The sequence below is a fragment of the Streptomyces lacaronensis genome (assembly GCF_047337785.1).
Classification (GTDB): Bacteria; Actinomycetota; Actinomycetes; order Streptomycetales; family Streptomycetaceae; genus Streptomyces; species Streptomyces lycopersici.
The window spans coordinates 9,637,109-9,659,565 of the sequence record NZ_JBLHDK010000003.1 but is presented as its reverse complement, the minus strand read 5'-3'; the positions used below and the strand labels follow the sequence as shown (position 1 = coordinate 9,659,565).

Below are 22,457 nucleotides of genomic sequence, written 5' to 3'. Positions count from 1 at the left end.
GAGTGGAATTGACCGAGATCGTCGCCGATGTCCTGGGCATCACGCCCGACCGGGTCGTGGATTCCTCCCGCCCGGGCGAACTGGAGAACTGGGACAGCGTGCGGCACGTGCATCTCATCATGCGCCTGGAGAAGAGTTACGGCGTTTCCTTCGACTATGCGGAACTCACCCGGATCACCTCCGTCGGTGATATCCGCTCGGCCTTGCGCGAAAAGGGCGTGGAGGCCGGTGCGGTGCCCGCAGCGAGAGCGGAGCAGCGAAATGTCTGACACCATGCTGCACACGGCCGTCCTGCCCCAGCCGCTCTCCGCGGTGAGCGACGAGGATCTGCGGACCCTGCTGCTGATCCGCCACTTCGAGACCGCGCTGCTCGACCTGTTCGCCGCCGGTGAGCTGCACGGGACCGTGCACACCTGTCTGGGACAGGAATACGTGCCCGTGGCGCTGCGCCCGCTCCTGCGGGACGACTACGTCCTCAGCAACCACCGCGGGCACGGCCACTATCTGACGCGGTACGACGACCCGGCGGGGCTGCTGGCCGAGATCCTGGGGCGCGAGGGGGCCGTCTGCAACGGCGTGGGCGGCAGCCAGCACGTCCACCGGGACCGCTTCCTGTCCACCGGTGTGCAGGGGGAGAGCCTTCCGGTGGGCTGTGGCATGGCCCTGCACGCCAAGCGGCGCGGCCGGTCGGAACTGGTGGTCGTGCACATCGGGGACGGCACCTGGGGCGAGGGCGCGGTCTACGAGGCGCTGAACATGGCCGCCCTGTGGCACCTTCCGCTGCTGGTCGTCGTCGAGAACAACGGCATCGCCCAGTCCACGCCGACATCCGCGCAGATGGCGGGCAGCGTGGCGAGCCGCAGCGCCGCCTTCGGCATCGCGTACGAGCGCGTCGACGGCATCGACATCAACGCGGCGCGCGGGCGGCTGGCGGAACCGGTCGGCCGGGTCCGCGCGGGCGGCGGCCCGCTGGTGGTCGAGTTCGCCACGCACCGGCTCGGCCCGCACAGCAAGGGCGACGACACCCGGCCCCCCGAGGTGGTCGAGGAGGCCCGGCGCCACGACTGGTACCGGCTGTACCCGGCCGTCGAGCCGGAGCAGTTCCGCCGTCTGGACGCCGAACAGGAGGCCCTCATGGCGGATTTGGTACGCGAGGTGGTGGCGCGGCCACCCGCGCGGTGGCAGCCGACGGACACGGGAGGGACGGCATGACGACCACGGCCGGCGCACCCCGCGTGGCGGAGGATCTGAACGGCGCCCTGCACACCCTGTTCGCCGACGACCCGCATCTGTATCTGCTCGGCGAGGACGTGGCCGACCCGTACGGCGGCGCCTTCAAGGTCACCAAAGGGCTGACCGGGGCACATCCGGAGCGGGTGCGGTCCACGCCGCTGAGCGAGGGCGCGATCGTGGGGATGGCGAGCGGGCTGGCGCTGTGCGGGGAGAGCGCCATCGCCGAGATCATGTTCGGCGACTTCGCCACCCTGTGCTTCGACCCGCTGGTCAACTTCGCCGCCAAGTCGGTTTCCATGTACGGGCACCGGGTGCCGCTGCGCCTGGTGGTGCGCTGCCCCGTCGGCGGCAACCGGGGCTACGGGCCGACGCACAGCCAGAGCCCGCAGAAACACTTCATCGGGGTGCCCGGCCTCTCCCTCTTCGAGATGTCGCCCCTGCACGACAACCACACGGTCCTGACGCACATGCTCTCCCTCGGCGAGCCGTGCGTGTTCTTCGAGGACAAGACCCTCTACGCCCGCCGGATGGTCACCGGCCGTGCGGTGGACGACCTCTTCGAGGTCCGTTACCTGGGCGGGTCCGGCCGGTGGGCCGAGGTCGGCGTGGCCGGTGAGGAGACCGCGGACTGTCTGCTCATCGCCGCGGGCGGCATGGTGCACCGCGCGCTGGGCGCCATGCGTGAACTGCTGCTGGAGGACGAGATCTGCTGCCGGCTGCTGGTGCCCTCCCGCCTCCACCCCTTCGACACCGGGCCGCCCGTGGCGGCGTTCCACGACGGCGCGCACATCGCCGTCGTGGAGGAGGGGACCGCGGGAGGCACCTGGGGCGGCGAGGTCGCCGCCCGGCTCCACGACGAGCTGTGGGGCCGGCTGCGCCGCCCGGTGCAGCTGATCTCCTCCCGCGACAGCGTCATCCCCGCGGCACCGCATCTGGAGAGGCAGGTCCTCGTGCAGCAGGACACCATCCGCGACACCGTCAGGAGGGCCGTGCGGTGACCGCGGTACGGATACCGAAGTTCAACAGCAACGACACCGCCTATCTGCTCCTGGAGTGGCTGGCCGAGGACGGCGAGGAGGTCACCGACGGCCAGGAGATCGCGCTGCTGGAGACCTCCAAGGCCGTGGTCGAACTCACCAGCCCCGGCGACGGCGTACTGGAGTTGCGGGTGAAGCCCCGCAGCGACTGCGCCGTGGGCGACCCGGTGGCCGTACTGCACCCGGACCGGGCCGCGTACGAGCGCGGCAGCGCCCCGGCGCACCCACCGACGGCCGGGCCCGCGGACACACCGCAGGAGACCTGCACCGTGACGCGCGCGGCCCGGGAACTGGCCGAGGAACACGGCATCCCGCCGGAACGCCTGCACGGCCTGGGCCGCACGGTCGTACGGCGCTCGCATGTCGAAGAGCTGCTGGCGAACGCGTCAAGCACACCGGGGCACGCCGGATCTCCGGAAAACGTGAGAGAGGCAGAGGGGGCGGAGGAGGCGGACGGCCGGACCGAGCCGCTGTCCGCCCAGCAGCGGGCCGTCGCCGCCACCGTGAGCGCGTCGCACCGCACCGTCCCCTCGGCGTTCGTGGTGGTCCGGGTGGACGTCGACGCCGCGCTGGAGCACGCCGCCCGGCTGAGCCGCACCGACCAGGCCCTCATCGGGCTGCCCGAACTGCTCGTGGCCGCGATGGCCGCGCTGCGCCCGCGCTTCCCGTACTGCTTCGCCACGCTCGTCGGCGAGGACGCGGTCCGCGTCCATCCCACCGCGCACGTGGGCGTCACCATCGACACCGGGCAGGGCCTGTTCGTGGCCACCGTACGGAACGCGGAGACCCTGTCGTACGCCGACATCGCGCGCCGGCTGATGGAGTTCCGGATGCGGTCCCTGCGGGGGAGCTTCCGCGCCGAACACCTCGCGGACAGCGGGGTGGCGCTCTCGCTCCACACCGACGACGACGTGGTGCTCGCACGCCCCATCGTCTTCCCCGGCCACACGTGCAGCGTGGTGCTGCCCGGTGTGCTGGAGGAGGTCGTGCTGGACCCGGACGACACCCCCCGCCGGCGGCGCGTCGTCAACCTGGGGCTCGCCTACGACCACCGGGTGCTGAACGGCCGTACGGCCATGGCCTTCCTCCGCGCGCTCAAGGAAACCCTGGAGCACCCCGGCCTGCCCGTCGCTCCCGCCCCCGAATCCCCGGAGGCACCATGACGCCCGTCCTGCCCGCCGACGCGGGCCGCAATGTGCGCGCCTGGCAGCGCCGTACCGCCCCCGACGCGCCCGGTCTGCGCGTCGCGGTGCTCGCCTCGTTCACCGCCGACCCGCTGGTGCCGCACCTCGGTACGCCGCTCGACGACGCGGGGGCCGAACCGGAGCTGTTCATGGGGCCGTTCAACCAGATCGCGCAGGAGTGCCTGCGGGACGACGGCGCCACCGCGCGGTTCCGCCCCGACGCGGTCGTCGTCTGCGCCCGCCCTGAGGACCGTCCCGCCACCGGTGCCGCGCGCGGTGACTCCGAGGAGCCCGAGGGGCCCGGCGGCGATCCGCGGGACCTGGAACGGCTCGCGGCCACCGCCCTCGACGCGGCCCGCCGCTGGGGCGCCCTGCTGGTGTGGGTGCTGCCCCCGCTGCCGTGCGCGCCCTCGCCGGGCGTGGGCGACAGCGGCGATCCGCGGGGCGCAGCGGCCCGCGCCGTGGCGTCGCGGGAGGCGGTACGCACACGGCTGGCGGACGATCCCCACGCGTGTGTGGTGGACCTGGAGGACGCGGTCCGCGCGGTCGGTGTGCGGCACGCCTCCCACCCGGCGCTCTTCCGGCTCGCCCGGGTGCCGTTCACCGAGGACGTGTTCTTCCGGCTCGGCGGCGAGCTGGCGCGGGTGCTGCTGGCGCGGCACGGCCAGGGCTGCCACGGGGTGCTGGCCGACCTCGACGGGCTCGTACTGGACGCGGCCGCGCCGCCCGGCGACGACATGGCCGCGGAACTGGCCACCGCGCTGGAGGAGTTGCCGCTTCAGCGTCCGCTCGCGTACCGCACCGGCCGCCGCGCCGTGGAGGCCCGCCGCGCGCTCGCCGCGCTGGCGCCCGCGCTCGCCCGGGTCCCGGCCGAGTGGATCGCGGAGGGCCGCACGGTCGCGGAGGACCTGGCCGCCTTCGCCACGGCGCGGGGCGTGACCACGTCCACCGTCGCCGTGCTGACCGGGCCTCGCACCCCCGAGACGGAGGCCGGGCAGTTCCCTGGCCGGGTCGTGGTCTGCGAGGGCTCCGCGGACCGGGCCAGGCTCGGGCTGCTGGACGCGGGCGCGTTCGACCTGGTGCCGCCGGTCACCGCGTACCCCGGCGACGCCCCCGCGGACGCGCGGCCCACCGACACCGACGACGTGGCGGGCGCGGCGGACGACTACGCCGCGTTCCTGCGCGACCTCGGTGTCCGTACGCGACTCACCGAGCACGACGGGCAGGACATCGCGGCGGAGTCGGACGTGGCCGACCGGGCCCACGACTTCACCCTCGCCCTGCCCCACGCTCCCGAGGCGTTCACCGCCGCCTCCGGCGCCGGGCTGCTGCTGCTGTCCGCCCGGGTCGCCGACCGGTACGGCGACTACGGCACCGCGGCGGTGATCGGCGTGCGGGTCGCGGAGGCCACGTGGCATGTGGAGCTGTTCTCCGTGTCCTGCGTGGTGATGGGCAAGGGCGTGGAGGACCTGCTGCTGCGCTCTCTGGTGGACCTGGCGGCCGAGCGGGGCGCCGCCGAACTCGTCCTCCACTACCGGGACACCGGCAGAAACCACCCCGCCGTCGGCTTCCTCCGCGCCGCCGCGGGCCCGCACCGGGCGCACGGCGGGGGCGAGGTGCGCGTGACAACGGCGGACGACGGCCAACGGCCCGGCTCGGCGGACAGCGACCACCGGCCCGGCCCGGCGGGCGACCACCACGACGGCCCAGGAGGAGCCCATGACTGACAGCGCCGTACGCACCGGGCTCGTGCCCGGCGGCCGCGCCGGCCACGGGCGCCCTGCCGAGCAGCGGGCCTCCGTCGAGCAGAAGGCCCTGCTACTGGTGGAGGAGGTCCACCCCGACACCGCGGCGTACACCGTCCCCGTCGTCCTGCGGATCCGCGGCCCGCTGGAGACCGCCGCGCTGCGGAGCGCGCTGGCCGGGCTGGTGGCGCGGCACGAGGCGCTGCGCACCACGCTGCACTGGCATGACGGCACCCTCCACCAGCGCGTCCACGACGACCGGGACCCGGCCTTCCGGCCGGACCTGCCAGTCGAGGAACCGCCCCCCGGCGGCTGGCGGGCGGCCATGGCGAACGAGGCGCTGCGCCCGGTGGATGTGCGCGGCGGACCGGTGATGCGGGCGCGGCTGCTGCGGCTCGCGGACGGCGACCATGTGCTCTCGCTGGTCTTCCACCACGCGGTGGTCGACGGCTGGTCCCTGCGCGTCCTCCTCGACGAGCTGTCCGCCGCCTACGCCGCCCACGCGGCCGGGCCGGAACCCCCGGCCCTCTCCCCCGCCGTCCCGTACCGCACGCACAGCGCCCGGCAGGCCACCGCCGCATGGCAACGCGAGGTCGAGGAGGCGCTGGCCCACTGGCGTGACCGGCTGGCGGGCCCGCCGCCCGGGTCGGGCCCGCGCACCGACCGGGAGCGGCCCGCCGTACAGGACCTGGCCGGTGCGGTGCGCGTGCGCCGTCTGGACAGGAACCTCGCCGCGGCGGTGCGGTCGGTGTCGCTGGAGCACGGGGTGACCCCGTTCGTCACGCTGCTGGCCGCCTACTGCGCGCTGGTGGCCCGATCCGGGGGCGAGCCCGATCTGCTGGTGGGCTCCCCCTGGGCGGGCCGCCCGCGGGCGGAGGACGAGGACGTGGTCGGCTGCTTCGTCAACACCCTGGTGTATCGGGTGGACCTGTCCGGCGATCCCGCCTTCGGTGAACTGACCGAGCGGGTGCGGGAGTCGGTGTGGGACACCGTCGAGCACCAGGTGCCCTTCGACCGGCTGGTGGCCGAGGTGGTGCGGGAGCGGGACCCCGGGCTGCCGCCGCTGGTGCACACGACGTTCGGCACCGAACCACCGCACCCGGGGCTGACGCTGGACGGCTGCTCCGTGGAGCCGGTGCCGGTGCACAACGGCTGCGCGAAGTTCGACCTGTCGTGGGTGGTGGCCGACGACGGTGACGCCCTGACCGTACGCGCCGAGTACGCGACCAGGCTGTACGACGCCGCCACCGTCGACGCGCTCATCGACCGCTACGAGGTGCTGCTCACCGCCGCCCTCGACCACCCCGGACTGCGGCTGAGCCAACTCCCCCTGCTGCGCCCCGCGGAGCGCGAGCGGCTGCTGCGGTGCGGGCGGGGACCCGCTCTGCCGCGGGGCGGGCCGGGGCGCGCCGAGGAGGTCTTCGCCCGGCAGGCGGCCGCCACCCCGTCGGCGACCGCGGTGGAACAGGGCGGAGCCCGGCTCACCTACCGGGAGCTGGACGAGCGCTCGGACCGGCTGGCGGCCGTGCTGCGCGGCCACGGCGTGTCGGAGGAGCGCCTGGTGGGCCTGATGGCGGACCGGACACCGGATTTCGTCACCGCCGTGCTGGCGGTGTGGAAGGCGGGCGGCGCCTATCTGCCGCTGGACCCCGAGCTCCCGGCCGACCGCATCCGGTACGTCCTGGACGACGCCCGCCCCGCCCTGCTGATCACCGACCGGGAGCAGCCGCCGGGCCACGTCCCGGACACCCTTCCGGTGCTGCGCCTGGACCGGTGGAGCGCCACCGGCCACGCGCTCTCCTCCGGCACGCCCGTGCCGAAACCGTGCGCGTCGCCGCGGAGCCTGGCGTACGTCATCTACACCTCCGGCTCCACCGGCGCCCCGAAGGGGACGTCCCTGGAACACCGGGGGGTGGTCAACCTGGCCGCCGCGCAGCGCGGGCTCCTCGGGGAGCTGGGCGGCGCGCGGGTGTTGCAGTTCGCCCGGGTCACGTTCGACGCCTCGGTGTGGGAGATGGTCATGGCGCTCCTCAGCGGCGGCACCCTGTGCCTGCCCGGGGACACCGGCCCGCTCTCCGGCAGCGCCCTGGTGGCCGAGGTGCGCGGAAGCCGGGCGACCCATCTCACCTTGTCCCCTTCGGTGTTGTCCTCGGTCCCCACGGGGGACGACCTGGGGGTCGAGGTGCTCGTCGCGGCCGGTGAGGAGCTGCCCGCGTCGCTCGCGGACCGCTGGTCCGGGCGCTGCCGGATGGTCAACGCCTACGGACCCACGGAAACCACCGTGGCCGCGACCGCGGGCGTCTGCCCGCCCGGCGGCGGCCGTCCCGGCGTCGGGGGCCCGATCGGCGGCACCGAGGTGTACGTACTGGACCCGGCGATGAACGTCGTCCCCGTCGGCACCCCGGGGGAACTCCACATCGGGGGCGCCCCGCTGGCCCGGGGCTACCTCGGCAGGCCGGGGCTGACGGCCGAGCGATTCGTACCGCATCCCTTCACCGCACCACCGGGCGAACGGCTGTACCGCACCGGCGACCTGGTGCGCTGGCGCGCCGACGGGCAGCTGGAGTTCCTGGGCCGGGCCGACCGCCAGGTGAAGGTCCGCGGTGTCCGGGTCGAACCGGGTGAGCTGGAAGAGGCGCTGCGGAGCCACCCCGAGGTGGCCAACGCGGCCGTGACCGCGCGGGGGGACACCCCGCAGGAGCGCCGGCTGGTGGCGTACGTGGAGGCCACAGGTCCCACGCCGCCGACCGCCTCCGGGCTGGCCGGGCATCTGCGCACCCTGCTGCCGGGCTATCTGGTGCCGTCCGCCTTCGTGGTGCTGGACCGGCTGCCGCTCACCTCGCACGGCAAGACCGACTACACCGCCCTGCCCGATCCGGGCCGGGACCGGCAGGGGCCGGGACACGGCCACCTCGCGCCGCGGGGCGCCACCGAGACCGCGCTCGCCGCGATGTGGGCGGAGATCCTCGGCCTGGAACGGGTCGGCGCCGACGACGACTTCTTCGCGCTGGGCGGCACCTCGGTGGATCTCGTACGGCTGCGGGAGCGCATCGAGCACCGGTGGCGGACCCGCGTACCGATGACCGAGCTGTTCGGCGCCCACAACGTCCGGTTGCTCGCCGCCCATCTGGACCAGGCGACCGCTCCGGACCAGGAGACCGCTCCGGACCGGAAGACCGCCGTCGAGGGCAGGGGGTCGCATCCCGGTCCCGACGCCGCCCGTGACCAACGGCACGCCGCCGTCAGCGCGCTGCGTGCCAGGAAGGGGAGGACACGCGATGCACGCTGATCACCCCGAGCACCCGGCACCGGACGCCGGTGCCGAAGGGCTGCTCGACATCGCCGTCGTCGGCATGGACTGCCGCTTCCCCGGGGCCGGGAACCCCGAGGAGTACTGGCGGCTGATCCGGGACGGCGTCGAGGCCGTCTCCCGGTTCGGTGAGGCCGAGTTGAGGGCCGCCGGGGTCGGTGAGGACATCATCCGCCACCCGGACTTCGTGGGCGCGGCCGGCGTCGTCCCCGACGGGGACGCCTTCGACGCCGACTTCTTCGGCTACACCCCCGCCGAGGCGGCGATGCTCGACCCGCAGCAGCGCATCTTCCTCGAATGCGCCTGGCGCGCGCTGGAGGACGCCGGACACGACCCGGCGGGCTTCCCCGGCGATATCGGGGTGTTCGCGGGACAGACGGTGAGCACCCATCAGCCGGCGCCGCTGGAGGCGCTGCTCACCAGCCCGATGGACGTGTTCCAGCAGATGTCCTCGAACGACAAGGACTTCCTGCCGACCCGGGTCTGCCACAAGCTCGGCCTCACCGGACCCGGCATCAATGTGCAGACCGCCTGTTCCACCTCGCTGGTCGCCGTGCACCTGGCCGCGCAGAGCCTGCTCGCCGCCGAGTGCGACATGGCGCTGGCCGGGGGCGTGTCCTGGACGGCGCTCCGGCCGCGCGGCTACCGCTACCAGCCCGGCGGCATCATGTCGCCGGACGGCCACTGCCGCCCGTTCGACGCCGACGGGGCGGGCTTCGTGCCCGCCGACGGGGCCGGGGTGGTGGTGCTGCGGCGGCTGGCCGACGCCCTCGCCGACGGCGACCGGATCTACGCGGTGCTCAAGGGCAGCGCCGTCAACAACGACGGTGCGGACAAGGTCGGTTACACCGCGCCCGGACTCGTCGGTCAGCAGCGCGTCGTCGCCCAGGCCCTGGCCAACGCCGATGTGCACCCGGACACCGTGGGGTACGTCGAGGCGCACGGCACCGCCACCCGGCTGGGCGATCCCGTCGAGCTCTCCGCTCTCACCCGCGCGTACCGCTCCCGGGGCGCCACCGCGACCGGCCGGTGTGCCGTGGGCTCGGTCAAGGCCAACATCGGGCACACCGATGTGGCTGCGGGGATCGCCGGTTTCCTCAAGGCCGTGCTCGTACTGCACCACGGCCATCTGCCGCCGAGCGTCAACCTGTCCCGGGTCAGCGACGAACTGGACGTCGCCGACAGCCCGTTCCGCTTCGACCGGGAGGGCGGGCAGTGGAAACCGGGCGACGGGCCGCGCCGGGCGGCGGTCAGCGCCTTCGGCATCGGCGGCACCAACGCCCACGCGATCCTCCAGGAGGCTCCCGCGGCGCCCCGGTGCCCGTCCGGCCGCCCCTGGCACCTGATCACCCTCTCGGCCCGCGACGAGACCGCGCTCCGCCACACCGCCGCGGCCTGCGCCGACTTCCTGGAGGCCGAGCCGGAGGCCGACCTCGGGGACGTCTGCCACACCCTGGCCGGGCGGCACCCCATGCGGCACCGCCTCGCGACCGTGGTGCCCGACCGCCGCGCGGCCCTCGGCCGGCTCCGGGCGGGCCGGACACCGGCGCTGCTGTACGGGGACGCGGACACCGAGCGGCCCGACGCGACGGTGTTCCTCTTCCCGGGTGGCGGGGCGCACTACGCGGGCATGGGCCGGGGCCTCCACGAGGACGAGCCGGTCTTCCGCCGCGCCCTGGACGAGGGGCTGGACCTGCTGCCCGACCCGGAGTTGCGCGCCCGGATACGCGACGCGCTGTCGGCCCGCCGCGACCGCGCCACCGGCGCCTCCGACCCGCTCGCGGATCCGTCCGTCGGACTGCCCGCGCTCTTCCTCACCGAGACGGCCCTCGGCGAGCTCCTGCTGGCGCGCGGGGTGCGCCCCACCGTCTTCCTGGGGCACAGCCTCGGGGAGTACGCCGCGGCGTACTTCGCGGGGGTCTTCGAGAAGGCGGACGCGCTGTCGGTCGTCGTGCGGCGCGGCGAGATCCTGTCCGGCATCACCGGCGGCGCGATGCTGAGCGTCGCGGCCTCCGAGGACGAGATACGCCGCAGGCTCACCCCGCAGCTGTCGCTGTCCGTGGTCAACGGAGACCGGATGTGCGTGATCTCGGGGCCGGGCGAGGCCATCGAGGCCGCCCGAGCCGGGTTCACCGCCGACGGGATCGACTGCCGTCGCGTTCCCATCGCCACCGCGGCGCACTCGGCGCTGGTCGATCCGGCCCTGCCCGCGTTCCGTTCCTTCCTGGAGGGCATCCCGCTCCGGCCGCCCTCCCGGCCCCTGATCTCCAACGTCAGCGGACGGCTCGCCGGGGACGAGGTCGCCGACCCGGGCTACTGGGTGGACCACCTGCGGCGCACGGTCCGCTTCGCCGACGGGCTGGCCGCCGTAACGGCCGAACGGCCGGTCTTCGTCGAGGTGGGTCCGGGCACCACGCTCTCGACCGTGGTGCGCGCCCATCCGCGTACCGCTCAGGCCACCGTCGTCCACACGCTGCCGCATCCCGACGCCCCGAGCGAGGACGGCGAGGTGCTGCTCGGCGCCCTGGGCGGGCTGTGGGTGAGCGGCGCGGACGTCGACCCCGCCGCGCTCTACGCCGAGGAGACCAGGACCCGGCAGCCCTCGGTGCGCTACCCCTTCACCCGGCGCACCTTCACCCCCGCCGCCCCGGCCCGGGAGACCCCCGCGACGCTCGGTGGCCCCCCGGACGGCACCCCGGCCGGGCCCGGGCTGTACGCGGCGAGCTGGCAGCGGACACCGCTTCCGCCCGCGCCGCGGGCCACCCCGCCGCGGCGCCCCCTCGTCCTGGCCGACGCCTCCCCGCTCGCCGGGCAGGTGCTGCGCCACCTCGCCGCGCGGGGAACGCAACCGCTGGTGGCGCGCGCGGGAGCGGCCGGCTGCGCGTTCCACCAGGACGGGCCGGCCTACGTCCTCGACCCCGCCGATCCGGACCAGTGTGCCCAGTTGCTGGCCGCCGCGCGGGAGGAGCACGGCGCGGACGGGCCCGGGGACGGCGGCGAGCCGCTGCGCATCCTCGACCTGTGGTCGGGCAGTTCGAACGGGGAGCCGGTGCCCGCCGGTTTCCTGGCCCTGGCCCATGCGCTGGGGCGGACCACCGCACCGGCCGAGCTGACGCTCGTCACCCGCGCGGCCTTCGACGTCACCGGCGCCGAACGGCCGGTCCCGGTCGCGGCCTGCCTCGCCGGAGCCGCCCATGTGCTGCCGCTGGAGCTGGGCCACGTACGGCTCCGGGTGGCCGACATCGACCCGGGCGAGCGCGCGGAGGCCGAACTGCGCGCCCTCGCCGCGACGCTGGCGGCGGAGACCACCGCGGAGCGCGGCGCCGACCCCGTGGCCGCCTATCGCGGCGGCCACCGCTGGACCCGCCGCTTCATGCCGCTGGCGCGCGGCGGCGACGCCCCGGCCCTGGTCCACGGGGGCACGTATCTGATCACCGGGGGCCTCGGCGGTGCGGGCCGCCACCTCGCCGCGCATCTGGCGGAGCGCCACGCCGCCCGGCTGGTCCTGGTGGGGCGCGGCGCCGAGGACAGCGACGCGCTCGACGGCGATCCGCGGATCCTGGTGCGCCGGGCGGACGTCACCGACCGCGCCCGGATGGCGGAGGTCCTGCGGGAGGCACGCGACCGCTTCGGCGCCCTCGACGGCGTCGTCCACGCGGCCGCCGCGCCCGGCGGCGGCATGCTCCAGTTCCTGACCCCGCAGGCCCTGGCGGAGGGCCTGAGCGCCAAGGTGACCGGGGCGTACGCGCTCGTGGACGCGCTGGACGCGGCCGGTGTACGGCCCGGTTTCCTCGCGCTGTTCTCCTCGCTGGGCTCCTTCTCCGGGTCGGTCGGGCTGGCCGCCTACTGCGCGGGCAACGCCTTCCTCGACACCTTCGCCGTGCACGCCTCACGCACCCTGGGCATTCCGGCGCTGTCCCTCGACTGGGACCGCTGGCAGGACACCGGGATGGCACGGGACGTGGAGCGGCGGCACCGGGAACTGACCTCGCGGGATCTCGCCCCGGGCCTGGACCCGGATCAGGCCTGCGAACTGTTCACCGAGGCCCTGGGCCACCTTCCGGTCCATCAGCTGGCCGTCTCGCCCCGCCCGCCCGACGACCTGCTCGCCGGGCGGGGCTCGCCGGACTCCGCGCCGCACGGCACCGACGCGCCGACCGCCTCCGGCGACGGCGAGGCGGACGGAAACGGCGCCGTGGAGGGCGACGAGCGGGAGCTGGCGGTGCTGCGCATCTGGGAGGAGACGCTCGGCGTCAGCGGCATCGGCCTCCACGACAACTTCTTCGTCCTCGGCGGTCATTCGCTGATGGCCATGCGCATCGCGCAGCGCTTCAACGACCGCTTCGACACCGCGGTAACCGCCCAGGACCTGTTCACGCACCCCACGGCCGCCGGGCTGGCGCGGCTGGCCGGGGGCGACCGCACACCGACGCCGAACGGCCGTACCGCGCACGAAGGGGAGGGACCGGCATGACACAACACCTGGTGACGGGTGCCGCACCGGAGGGCTCGCTCGACGACCGCGTCGACGAGATCCTGACCGAGGCCCTGAAGTCCGTGCTGGGCCGGGCGGGAACGGACGACAACGTCCTCTTCAGCGACCTGGGCGGGGACTCGCTGCGCGCGGTCAGGGTGCTCGCCGCCTGCTGGCGGTCCCTGGGCGTCGAGCTGCCGCTGCGGTCGCTGACCCCCGCCACCCGGCTGGGCGACTTCCGCCGCACCCTGCGGGAGGCCACGGAGGAGGCGGCGCGGATCCCACGGCAGCCGGCCGGCGCGGAGTTGCCGCTGTCCCCCGGCCAGGAAGGGCTGTACGCGCTGTACCGCGCCGACCCGGCGAACGCCGCGTACAACGTACCGCTGACCCTGCGGCTCGACAGTCTCGGCAAACTCGGCAGTCTCGACAGGGGCGACGGGCCCGACGGCCGCCCGGCCGAGGAGCGGATCCGCTCGGCGCTGGAGGAGCTGGCGCGGCGGCACAGCGCGCTGCGCACCGTCTTCACCGAACGGGACGGGCGGGCGGTGGCCACGGTGCGGGAGCGGCCCGACCCCGGCTGGCACACCGAGGACCTGAGCGGTCTGCCGCCCGGGGAGCGGGAGGAGCGGGCCGAGGCGCTGGTGCGCGAAGCCGCCGTCGCGCCGCTCGACCTGGCCCGCTCGCCCCTACGGGCCACGCTGATCCGGCTGACGGACGACAGCGTCCTGCTCGTGCTGGTCCTGCATCACCTCGTGTGCGACGCCTGGTCGTTGCGCGTCCTGGTGGACGATCTGCTCGGGCTGTACGGCGGCGAGGGCCCGGCAGCGGACGGCACTCCGTTGGGCGCCGTGGACGCCGCCGCCTGGGAGCGCGGGCGGCTCACCGACGAGCGGCGGGAGCGGCTGGCGGACTTCTGGCGGCAGCGGCTGGACGGCGTGCCGGAGGTGCTGGAGCTGCCCGCCGACCGCCCCCGCCCGGCCGTCCGCGGCTTCCGCGGCGCGCGGATCCCGGTGCGGGTGCCGCGCACGGTGGTCGGGCCGCTGACGTCGTACGCCCGGGAGCGGGGCGTCACCCTCTTCACCGCGCTGGCCGCCGGGTGCGCGCTGACCCTGCGGCGGTACACGGGCCAGGACGACTTCGTCCTCGGCTTCCCCGTCGCCGGGCGGGTGCGGCCCGAACTGGACCAGGTGGTGGGCTACCTCACCAAGACGGTGCCGCTGCGGATCCGGCTGGACGACCGTCCCGGCACCGGCACGCTGCTGACCCGGCTGCACGAGGACATCGCCGCCGCCCAGGACCACGCCGAGCTGCCGCTGGACGCGATCGCCGACGCCGCCGGGGTCCGGCGCGCCCTGGGGGTGCCGCCGCTGGTGCAGTGCGCCCTGGTGCTGTTCGCCGATGGCCGGGAGGCGGTGCCGCCGCCGGGGCTGCGGGCACGGGTCATGGACCCGGGAACGGGCACCTCGAAGTTCGACCTCAACTGGTATCTGGAGGAGCGGGACGGGGAGCTGGCGGGGTACGTCGAGTTCTCCACCGACCTGTTCGACGCCGCCACCGCCGAGCGGCTGCACGGCCACTTCGTCGCGTCGCTGCGCGCCCTGGCCACCGCGGACCCTGGACAGCCCGCCACCCGGCTGCCGATGCTCACCGCCGAGGAGCACGCCGAGCTGCTCGGCGGTGCGGAGCCGGGGCGGACGGAGAGCGAGGCGGCCTGGCTGCCGGTGCACCGCATGGTCGAGCGCGAGGCCGCGGCGCGGCCGGATCACCAGGCGCTGTGGCATGCGGGCGGCGGCGTCACCTACGGGGAGCTGAACGCCCGGGCGAACGCCCTGGCGGCGGCCCTGACCGCGCGCCAGCTGGGGCCCGAGGACCTGGTCGGTGTCCACATCGGCCGCTCGCCCGAGCAGATGGCGGCGCTGCTGGCCGTGTTGAAGACGGGCGCGGCCTATCTCCCCCTCGACCCCGCCTACCCCGCCGAGCGGCTGGCCTACATGGCGCGCGACGCGCGGCTGTCCGCCGTTCTCACCCGCGGGGAGGCTCCCGCGTTCGCCATGGCGGCCCAGGTCCCCGAGGTCATCGACGTCGGCGCCGTCCCGGACACCGCACCGGGCGCCGGGACCGGACCCGACACCTGGGCCGGACCCGGCATCGGGCCCGACCAGCTCGCCTACGTCATCTACACCTCGGGCACCACCGGCCGGCCCAAGGGGGTGCAGATCACCCACCGCGCCCTGGCCAACGTCATCACCGCCTCGCGGGCCGACTTCGGCATCGGCCCGGACGACCGCGTGCTCCAGGTCGTCTCCTTCAACTTCGACGCCTCGGTGTGGGAGATCTTCATGGCGCTCGCCTGCGGCGCCACGCTGTGCCTGGGCCCGCCGGACGTGGCGCGGGCGGAAGAGACGATCGAGAGCGTCATCCGCGCCTGCGGCGCCACGCTGGTGTATCTGCCGCCCGCGCTGCTCTCCCTGGTCGACCCGGCGGCGGTCCCCGACGTCCGGCTCGCCCTCACCGGCGGCGACCTCATCCCGGCGGAGCTGCGGCGCCGGTGGACCGACCGCTGCCGGTTCTTCGTAGCGTACGGCCCCACCGAGGGCACCATCGTGCAGACCTGGCAGGAGCACACCGCGGACCTCAGCGCCACGCTGCCCATCGGACGGCCCTTCGACGGCGTCAGGCTCTACGTCCTGGACGCCGAACTCGACCCCGTACCGGTCGGCGCGGTCGGCGAGGTGTACGTCGGCGGGCTCGCCGTGTCCCGGGGCTACCGGGACCGGCCCGGCCTGACCGCGGGGGCGTATCTCCCCGATCCGTACGCGGAACGGCCCGGCGCCAGGATGTACCGCACGGGGGACCGGGTGCGGCGGCTGCCCGGGGGCGAACTCACCTTCGTCGGCCGGACGGACCACCAGATCAAGGTGCGTGGCTACCGGATCGAGCCCGCCGAGGTCGAGGCCGCCCTGCTGAAGTGTCCCGGTGTCGAGGCGGCCGCGGTCGTGGCCGAACCGGGGCCGGGGGGCCGCTCCCAGCTCGTCGCGTACGCCGTCACCCCGCCGGACCGCCCGGACCTGCTCGGCGGACTGCGGGACGCGCTGCGCGACACCCTTCCGGACCACATGGTGCCCACCCGGATCCACCGGGTGCCGACCGTACCGCTGACGGTCAACGGCAAGGTCGACCGCGCGGCGCTGCCCGCTCTCGCCGACGTCGACGACGACGCGCTCGGCCGACTCCTGGACCAGGTCGAGGGGCCGGCGCCCGAGGACGGGAGGACCACCGCATGAGCGACGGCACGAGGGGCGGCATCGAGGACATCTATCCGCTCACCCCGCTCCAGACCGGCATGCTCTACCACTCGCTGCGGGCCGAGGAACCCGGCGCCTACACCGAGCAGTTCGTGTTCGAGTGCACGACGGAACCACCGGCCCGCCCGCCGCGCGCGGACACCCTGGGCGCCGCCTGGCAGGCGGTGGTGCGGCGCCATCCGGTGCTGCGCACCGGATTCGTGTGGGAGGAGGTGGAGACGCCCGTCCAGGTCGTCGCGTCCTCCTGCACCATGCCGGTCGAGGAGCTGGACCTGACCGGCCTGTCCCCCGAGGAGACCGAGGCGGGCGTCGAGGAGTTCCTCGCCGCCGACCGCGCCCGCGGTTTCGACCTGGCCAGGCCGCCGCTGACGCGGCTCGCGGTGTTGCGTGCCCGGGACCGGACCTTCCTGGTGTGGACGGTGCACCATCTGGTGATCGACGGCTGGTCGATGCCAAAGATCCTCGCCGAAGTCGGAGCGGTCCACCGGGCGGGCGGGGTGGACGCGGCGGCCCTGCCGGAGGTCCGGCCCTTCCGGAGTTACGTCGACTGGCTGGACCGGCAGGACGACGAGGCGGCCGCGCGCTTCTGGAAGGACCGGCTCGGCACCCTGCCCCCGGCGGACCGGCTGGTGCTGCGCCCCGGCGACGCACGGGAGCGCCGGGGCCGCGCCGCGGCGGGCAGCGCCGAACACGAGCTGCCCGAGGCGCTGTCGGCGACCGTGCGGGAGGCCGCGCGGGCCGCACAGGTGAGTCTCAGCACCTGGTTCCAGGGCGCGTGGGCGGTGGCGCTCTCGCACATCGGGCCCGGCCCGCAGGTGTTCGGTGTCACGGTGGCGTCCCGGCCGCCGGACCTGCCCGGTGCGGACGGCATCGTCGGCCCGTGCATCAACACCGTGGTGCAGCGCCTGGACGCCTCCGACGGGGGCACGCTGCGCGACTGGCTGCGGGGCATCCAGCGCGGCCAGACGGCCGCCCTCCCCCATCAGCACCTGGGCATCCCCGAGGTGCGGCGGGCGTGCGGCGGCGTCGCGGAGGCGCCCCCGTTCGAGACCATCGTGGCCTTCGAGAACTATCCGGACCAGGGCACCTTTCTGGACCTGGGCCCCGGCACCTCGGTGACGCTGTGGCGGTACGTCGAGGACACCACGTACCCGCTGACGTTCGTGGTGCTGCCCGGCGAACGGGCCCTCGGGCTGCGGCTGTTCTACGACCCCGCGCGGTTCGGCCCCGAGGAGATCCGGACCGTGCTGGGGCGGGTGGAAGCGGCCGTCACCGCGATGGCCGCCGGTCCCGACGAGCCGGTGTCCGCCGTACGGGAGTCCTCGGCGCGGCCCTCGGTGGCCCGGGGCCCCGCCCGGACCCGCACCGGCGACGGCCCGGCCGCGCTCGCCGCGATGCCGCTCCACGACATCGTCGCGCGGCAGGCGGCCCGTACCCCCGACGCGCCGGCCGTGGACGACCACGGCCGGGTGTGCGGCTACGCCGAACTCGACGCCCGCGCCGCACGGCTGGCCACCCGGCTGGGCGCCCTCGGGGCGGGCCGGGACACCGTGGTAGCGCTGCTGCTGCGGCGGAGCACCCGGGCGCTGGTGGGCATCCTCGGTGTGCTGAAGGCGGGGGCGGCGTATCTCGCACTGGACCCCGACCACCCCGACGAACGGCTGGAGTTCCTGCTCGCCGACTCGGGGGCGGCGGTCCTGGTGACGGAGGAGGGCACCCATGACCGCCTCCCCGGGGCGGGTCCGCCACGGCTGCGCGCCGACCTCGACGGGCCCGAAGCCACCGGCGGCACGCCCGCCGTGCCGCCCGGCTCCGGGAGCGTTCCGGAGGATCTGTGCTACGTCACCTACACCTCCGGCTCCACGGGACGCCCCAAGGGCGTCGCCATGCAGCACGGGGTGGTGGCCGGGATGCTCGCCTGGGAGCTGGCACACGGTTCGGTCCCCTCCCCCGCCAGGACGCTCGCGCAGGTGTCGTTCACCTTCGATGTCTCGGCGCAGGAGATCTTCACCGCCTGGGGCGGCGGCGGCTGCCTCGTCCTCGCCGACGAGGAGGACCGTACGGACTTCGAACGCCTGGTGGCGCTGGTCCGCGACCGGGAGGTGCAGCGCTGGTACATGTCGCCCACGGCACTCGGCCAGGTCGCCGCCGCGGCCGACCGGACCGGCGTACGGCTCCCCCGGCTGCGCGAGATCATGACCGCCGGTGAGCCACTGGAGGTGACCGGCCCGGTCCGCCGGCTGCTGGACGGCCCCGAGGCGCGGGTCCGGCTGGAGAACCAGTACGGCTCGTCCGAGTGCCAGGTCGTCAGCAGCCTGCGGCTGACCGGCGACCCGGGCGACCACCCCGCGCGCCCCGGCGTCGGCTCCCCCATCGACGGGGTGGACCTGTACGTCCTGGACGAGGCGTGGCGTCCGGTGGCGGTCGGGGTGCCCGGGATGATCTGCGTGGGCGGGGCCGCCGTACCCCGCGGCTATCTGGGGCGGCCGGGGGCCACCGCGGAGCGGCTGCTGCCCGATCCCCTGGCGGCGCGGCCGGGCAGCCGGATGTATGTCACCGGCGACCTGGGCGTGCTGCACGCGGACGGCACCCTGGAGTGCCTCGGCCGTGCCGACGACCAGGTCAAGATCCGCGGGCACCGGGTGGAACCGGGCGAGGTGCGCGCCGCGCTGCGCCACCTGCCGGGCGTACGGGACGCGGCGGTCGTCGTCCGGGAACTGGCCGGGGAACGCCGCCTCATCGGCTACGTCGTCCCCTCAGGCATCCCCTCCGACGGTGCGGGGCCGCGGGACTGGGCCGAGGCGGAGGCGCGGCTGCGGTCGGCGCTGCGCGAGAAGCTGCCCGCGCCGTTCGTGCCCTGGCGCGTCGTCCGGCTTCCGGCTCTGCCCGTGACCACGAGTGGCAAGGTCGACCGCGGCGCCCTCCCGGACCCGGAGCCGCCGCGGCGCGCCTCCCCGGTGGCGGCCTCCGGCGAGCGGCCCGCGCTGGAGGCGATGCTGCGGCTGTGGGAGGACGTGCTGCCCACGGGCCGGGTGGAGCCGGACGCGGACTTCCTGGCGCTGGGCGGCGAATCGCTGCTGGCCATCCGGCTGACCGGGCGGATCAGGAACGTGTTCTCGGTCGGCCTGGGCGTGAGCCGGCTGATGAGGGTGCGCACCCCGCGCGCCCTGCTCGCCGAGGTGGACGCGGAGCTCGGGGCGGCCGCCGCGTCCGACCGCGCCGCACTGGCCCATCTGCGCGGGCGCCCGACGTCCGCACCCGACACCGAACCGGCCACGCCCCCGCCCGACGCCGCGCCCCCGCACCGCGCCCCGCGTACGACCGGAGACATTCCCGTACCCACAGGAGATCGGTCATGACCACCTCGGGCTTCACCGAACGGCTCAACCGGCTGTCCCCCGCCCAGCGGGAAGAGCTCCAGCGGCTGCTGGACGAGCAGCGTGCCACCGCCGCCCCCGCCCCGGCCCCGGCGGACGGCGGGCGGCCGCGGAACGCCACCGAAGAAGCACTGGTCCGGATCTGGGCCGACTGCCTGGGGGTGCCGGAACTCTCGGTGCACGACAGTTTCTGGGCGCTGGGCGGCGACTCCATCATCAGCATGCAGATCGCGGCGCGGGCCGGTGCCGAGAGGATCGCCGTCTCCCCGCAGCAGGTGCTGGAGGCGGAGACCGTGGCGCGGCTGGCGGAGCTGGCGGCGGATCAGGACGGGGCGCGGGACGCGGAGGACGAGCCACTGGGCGACGTCCCGCTGACGCCCGTTCAGCGCTGGTTCTTCGAACAGGATCTGGGAGGCTCCCGGCACTGGGACCAGACGCTGTACCTCCCGGTCCGCCGGAACGTCGACCCGGAGCTGCTGCACCGTGCGCTGTGCGCGGTCGTGGCCCACCACGACGTACTGCGCAGCGTCTTCCGCCAGGACGCGGCCGGGGACGGGCACGGGGACGGCCCGGGCGACGGCTGGCGGCACGAGGTGCGCGCCACCGCCCCGGAGCCCCCGCTGACCGTGGTGCGCCTGCCGGAGGAGCCGGACGCGGCGCGACGGGCGCGGGAGGGCGCGGCCGTCGAGGCCGCGCAGCGGTCCCTGAGCCTCGCCGACGGGCCCCTGATGTCGGCCCTGCTGCTGCGGGAGGACGGCCCGGCGGCCCGGCAGCGGCTGGTGCTGGTGGCCCACCACTTGGTGGTGGACGGCATCTCGCTGCGACTGCTCACCGACGACCTGGAGCGCGCCTACCGTGCGCTGGAGGAGGGCCGGGAACCCCGGCTGCCCGCCCGTACGACCTCGTTCCGGCGCTGGGCGCAGCTGCTGCACCGCTGGGTGGAGCATCCGGATGTCACCGGGCAGCTGCCGTACTGGCGGTCCGTCCCGGACGCCTCGGCGGCGGCCCTGCCGTTCACCGCCCCGGAGGTGCCAGGCGACGGCCCGCGGCGCAACACGATCGGCCGCAGCGCCACCGTACGCAGACAGCTCGGCCAGGACGTCACGGAGGCCCTGCTGCGGGAGGCGCCCGCCCGTGGCCTGTCCCCGCTGCATCTGCTCCTCGCGGCGCTGCTGCGGGCCTGGCCGGGGGCGACGGGGGCGACGGAACTCCAGCTCGATCTGGAGGCCCACGGCAGGGAGGTGGTCGAGGGCGGGGCGAACGTGGCCCGCACGGTCGGCTGGTTCACCTCGATCTTCCCCGTCCGGCTTCCACTGCCCACCGGTGCCGGCGGCGACCCCGCGGACGAGGTGGCGGCCGTGGGCGGCCGACTCGACGCGGTGCCGCACCACGGCCTGGGGTACGGGCTGCTGCGGTACCTCTCCGGCGGGGAGGGCGCACGGCTGGCGGAGCTGCCGCAGTCGCGGCTGAGCTTCAACTACCTGGGCCGGTTCGAACGGTCCGTGGACGACGCCGTCTTCGGCTCGCCCGCGCAGGTGCCGAGCGTGCTCCAGAGCGCCGAGGCGCCGCGCCGCTACCAGCTGGAGCTGGTGGTGACGGCGGTCGAGCGCGAACTCGTCGTCGAGCTGACCCACGCCCACGACCACCTGTCGGCCGAGGACGCCCGGACGCTCACCGAGACATACGTCCGCCACATCGGCGAGCTGACCCGGCGGGCGGTGGACACCGCGGGAGCGCGGGCCGCCGGAGTGGACGCGGACCGGCTCGACGCCATCAAGCGACGGATGGGGCTGGGATGACGACACCGACGGAACACACCCGGCTGCCGGAGGCCCTGGAGGGGCGGCACGCGCTGTCCCGGATCGCCGAGCGGGTGCTGGCCCGGTGGCCGGAGCACGGCGACTTCCTCGCCGTACGGTTCGGCGGCTGCGAGGAGGAACACCTCGGCTTCTGCGAGAGCGTCGCCCGGTCGGTCCTGGCCATCGCCGGTGACGAGCTGGACCGCTGTGCGGACGGCTACCGCTGGACCTGTGAACGGATGCTGGAGGAGGACTATCACTTCCAGCTGACCGGCGAGTACCGCTACCGGACCTTCCAGGAAGTGCTGGACGGTATAGGCCTGGACGCCGCCTACATGGCCCGCTACACCGACGGCCTGCTGCTCTCGCAGCTGTTCTGGGTCAACCAGACGCGGGCCCTGCACCGTTACGTCACGGACTTCCTGGCCACGGTGCGGGAGGGCGACACGCTGCTGGAGGTCGGCCCGGGGCACGGTCTGCTGCTGGCGCTCGCCGCCGAGCGGGCCGGCGCCCGGGTGACCGGCTGGGACGTGAGCGAGGGCAGCATCGCGTGCACCCGCGAGGCGCTGGCCCGGCTCGGGCACACCGCGCGGCTGCACCGGCAGGACCTGCGCACGGCCCCGGCCACCAAGCGGTTCGACCACGTGGTGGCGAGCGAGTTGCTGGAGCACGTGGACGAACCGGAGGCGGCGCTGCGCCGGTTGCGGGACCTGGTCCGGCCCGGCGGCCGGCTCTTCGTCAACATCCCGGTCAACAGCCCGGCGCCGGACCACATCAATCTGTGGCGGACGCCCGAGGAGGTCACCGCCTACGTACGGGACGCCGGGCTGGAGGTGCTGACGGAGGCGGTGTTCCCGATGACCGGGTGCACGGAGGACGAGGCGCGGGCGAACGCCTCCACCCTCTCGTGCGTCCTGATCTGCCGTCCGTGACCCACGGCCGGACGGCCCCGGACGGCCCCGGACGGCTTCGAGCACGTCAGCGAGCGGAGGA

The 22,457-nt window shown here is 75.1% G+C and carries 11 protein-coding genes; all 11 read left to right on the top strand.

Annotated elements, in window-relative coordinates:
• Window positions 1-2: 2 nt before the first annotated feature.
• From ACMTAK_RS42085 to ACMTAK_RS42035, 11 genes are read left to right on the top strand one after another with little or no spacing between them, the layout of a single operon-like run.
• A complete protein-coding gene (locus ACMTAK_RS42085; RefSeq protein WP_413810994.1) occupies window positions 3-269 on the top strand; it encodes an acyl carrier protein in 267 nt (88 codons plus the stop codon).
• A complete protein-coding gene (locus ACMTAK_RS42080) occupies window positions 262-1,212 on the top strand; it encodes a thiamine pyrophosphate-dependent dehydrogenase E1 component subunit alpha (protein ID WP_413810993.1) in 951 nt (316 codons plus the stop codon). Before ACMTAK_RS42085 ends, ACMTAK_RS42080 begins: the two co-directional genes overlap by 8 nt.
• Entirely contained in the window at window positions 1,209-2,231 is a 1,023-nt protein-coding gene (locus ACMTAK_RS42075; protein WP_413810992.1) for an alpha-ketoacid dehydrogenase subunit beta, read from the top strand. The genes ACMTAK_RS42080 and ACMTAK_RS42075 overlap by 4 nt, the downstream gene beginning before the upstream one ends.
• Window positions 2,228-3,433: a 2-oxo acid dehydrogenase subunit E2 gene (locus ACMTAK_RS42070; protein ID WP_413810991.1), complete on the top strand. Its 1,206-nt coding sequence runs from the start codon at window positions 2,228-2,230 to the stop codon at window positions 3,431-3,433. Before ACMTAK_RS42075 ends, ACMTAK_RS42070 begins: the two co-directional genes overlap by 4 nt.
• Window positions 3,430-5,181, top strand: a complete 1,752-nt coding sequence (locus ACMTAK_RS42065) for a hypothetical protein (RefSeq protein WP_413810990.1) — start codon at window positions 3,430-3,432, stop codon at window positions 5,179-5,181. The genes ACMTAK_RS42070 and ACMTAK_RS42065 overlap by 4 nt, the downstream gene beginning before the upstream one ends.
• The gene (locus ACMTAK_RS42060; protein WP_413810989.1) at window positions 5,174-8,488 is read left to right on the top strand and encodes a non-ribosomal peptide synthetase; all 3,315 of its coding nucleotides are present in this window, start codon (window positions 5,174-5,176) and stop codon (window positions 8,486-8,488) included. The genes ACMTAK_RS42065 and ACMTAK_RS42060 overlap by 8 nt, the downstream gene beginning before the upstream one ends.
• A complete protein-coding gene (locus ACMTAK_RS42055; RefSeq protein WP_413810988.1) occupies window positions 8,478-12,983 on the top strand; it encodes an SDR family NAD(P)-dependent oxidoreductase in 4,506 nt (1,501 codons plus the stop codon). Before ACMTAK_RS42060 ends, ACMTAK_RS42055 begins: the two co-directional genes overlap by 11 nt.
• On the top strand, window positions 12,980-16,267 hold the full coding sequence (locus ACMTAK_RS42050) for a non-ribosomal peptide synthetase (protein ID WP_413810987.1): 3,288 nt from the start codon (window positions 12,980-12,982) through the stop codon (window positions 16,265-16,267). The genes ACMTAK_RS42055 and ACMTAK_RS42050 overlap by 4 nt, the downstream gene beginning before the upstream one ends.
• Window positions 16,264-19,647 (top strand): non-ribosomal peptide synthetase, encoded by a 3,384-nt coding sequence (locus tag ACMTAK_RS42045; protein WP_413810986.1) that lies wholly within the window; start codon window positions 16,264-16,266, stop codon window positions 19,645-19,647. The genes ACMTAK_RS42050 and ACMTAK_RS42045 overlap by 4 nt, the downstream gene beginning before the upstream one ends.
• Complete coding sequence (locus tag ACMTAK_RS42040) at window positions 19,644-21,464, top strand: condensation domain-containing protein (protein WP_413810985.1); 1,821 nt, start codon at window positions 19,644-19,646, stop codon at window positions 21,462-21,464. The genes ACMTAK_RS42045 and ACMTAK_RS42040 overlap by 4 nt, the downstream gene beginning before the upstream one ends.
• Window positions 21,461-22,396 (top strand): class I SAM-dependent methyltransferase, encoded by a 936-nt coding sequence (locus ACMTAK_RS42035; RefSeq protein WP_413810984.1) that lies wholly within the window; start codon window positions 21,461-21,463, stop codon window positions 22,394-22,396. Before ACMTAK_RS42040 ends, ACMTAK_RS42035 begins: the two co-directional genes overlap by 4 nt.
• The last annotated feature ends 61 nt before the right edge of the window (window positions 22,397-22,457 follow it).

Excerpts from the sequence above, each read along its gene's own strand:
- ACMTAK_RS42050 (WP_413810987.1), top strand. The coding sequence starts at position 12,980 with ATGACACAACACCTGGTGACGGGTGCCGCACCGGAGGGCTCGCTCGAC.
- ACMTAK_RS42045 (WP_413810986.1), top strand. The coding sequence starts at position 16,264 with ATGAGCGACGGCACGAGGGGCGGCATCGAGGACATCTATCCGCTCACC.
- ACMTAK_RS42080 (WP_413810993.1), top strand. The coding sequence starts at position 262 with ATGTCTGACACCATGCTGCACACGGCCGTCCTGCCCCAGCCGCTCTCC.
- ACMTAK_RS42035 (WP_413810984.1), top strand. The coding sequence starts at position 21,461 with ATGACGACACCGACGGAACACACCCGGCTGCCGGAGGCCCTGGAGGGG.
- ACMTAK_RS42065 (WP_413810990.1), top strand. The coding sequence starts at position 3,430 with ATGACGCCCGTCCTGCCCGCCGACGCGGGCCGCAATGTGCGCGCCTGG.
- ACMTAK_RS42055 (WP_413810988.1), top strand. The coding sequence starts at position 8,478 with ATGCACGCTGATCACCCCGAGCACCCGGCACCGGACGCCGGTGCCGAA.
- ACMTAK_RS42075 (WP_413810992.1), top strand. The coding sequence starts at position 1,209 with ATGACGACCACGGCCGGCGCACCCCGCGTGGCGGAGGATCTGAACGGC.
- ACMTAK_RS42060 (WP_413810989.1), top strand. The coding sequence starts at position 5,174 with ATGACTGACAGCGCCGTACGCACCGGGCTCGTGCCCGGCGGCCGCGCC.
- ACMTAK_RS42040 (WP_413810985.1), top strand. The coding sequence starts at position 19,644 with ATGACCACCTCGGGCTTCACCGAACGGCTCAACCGGCTGTCCCCCGCC.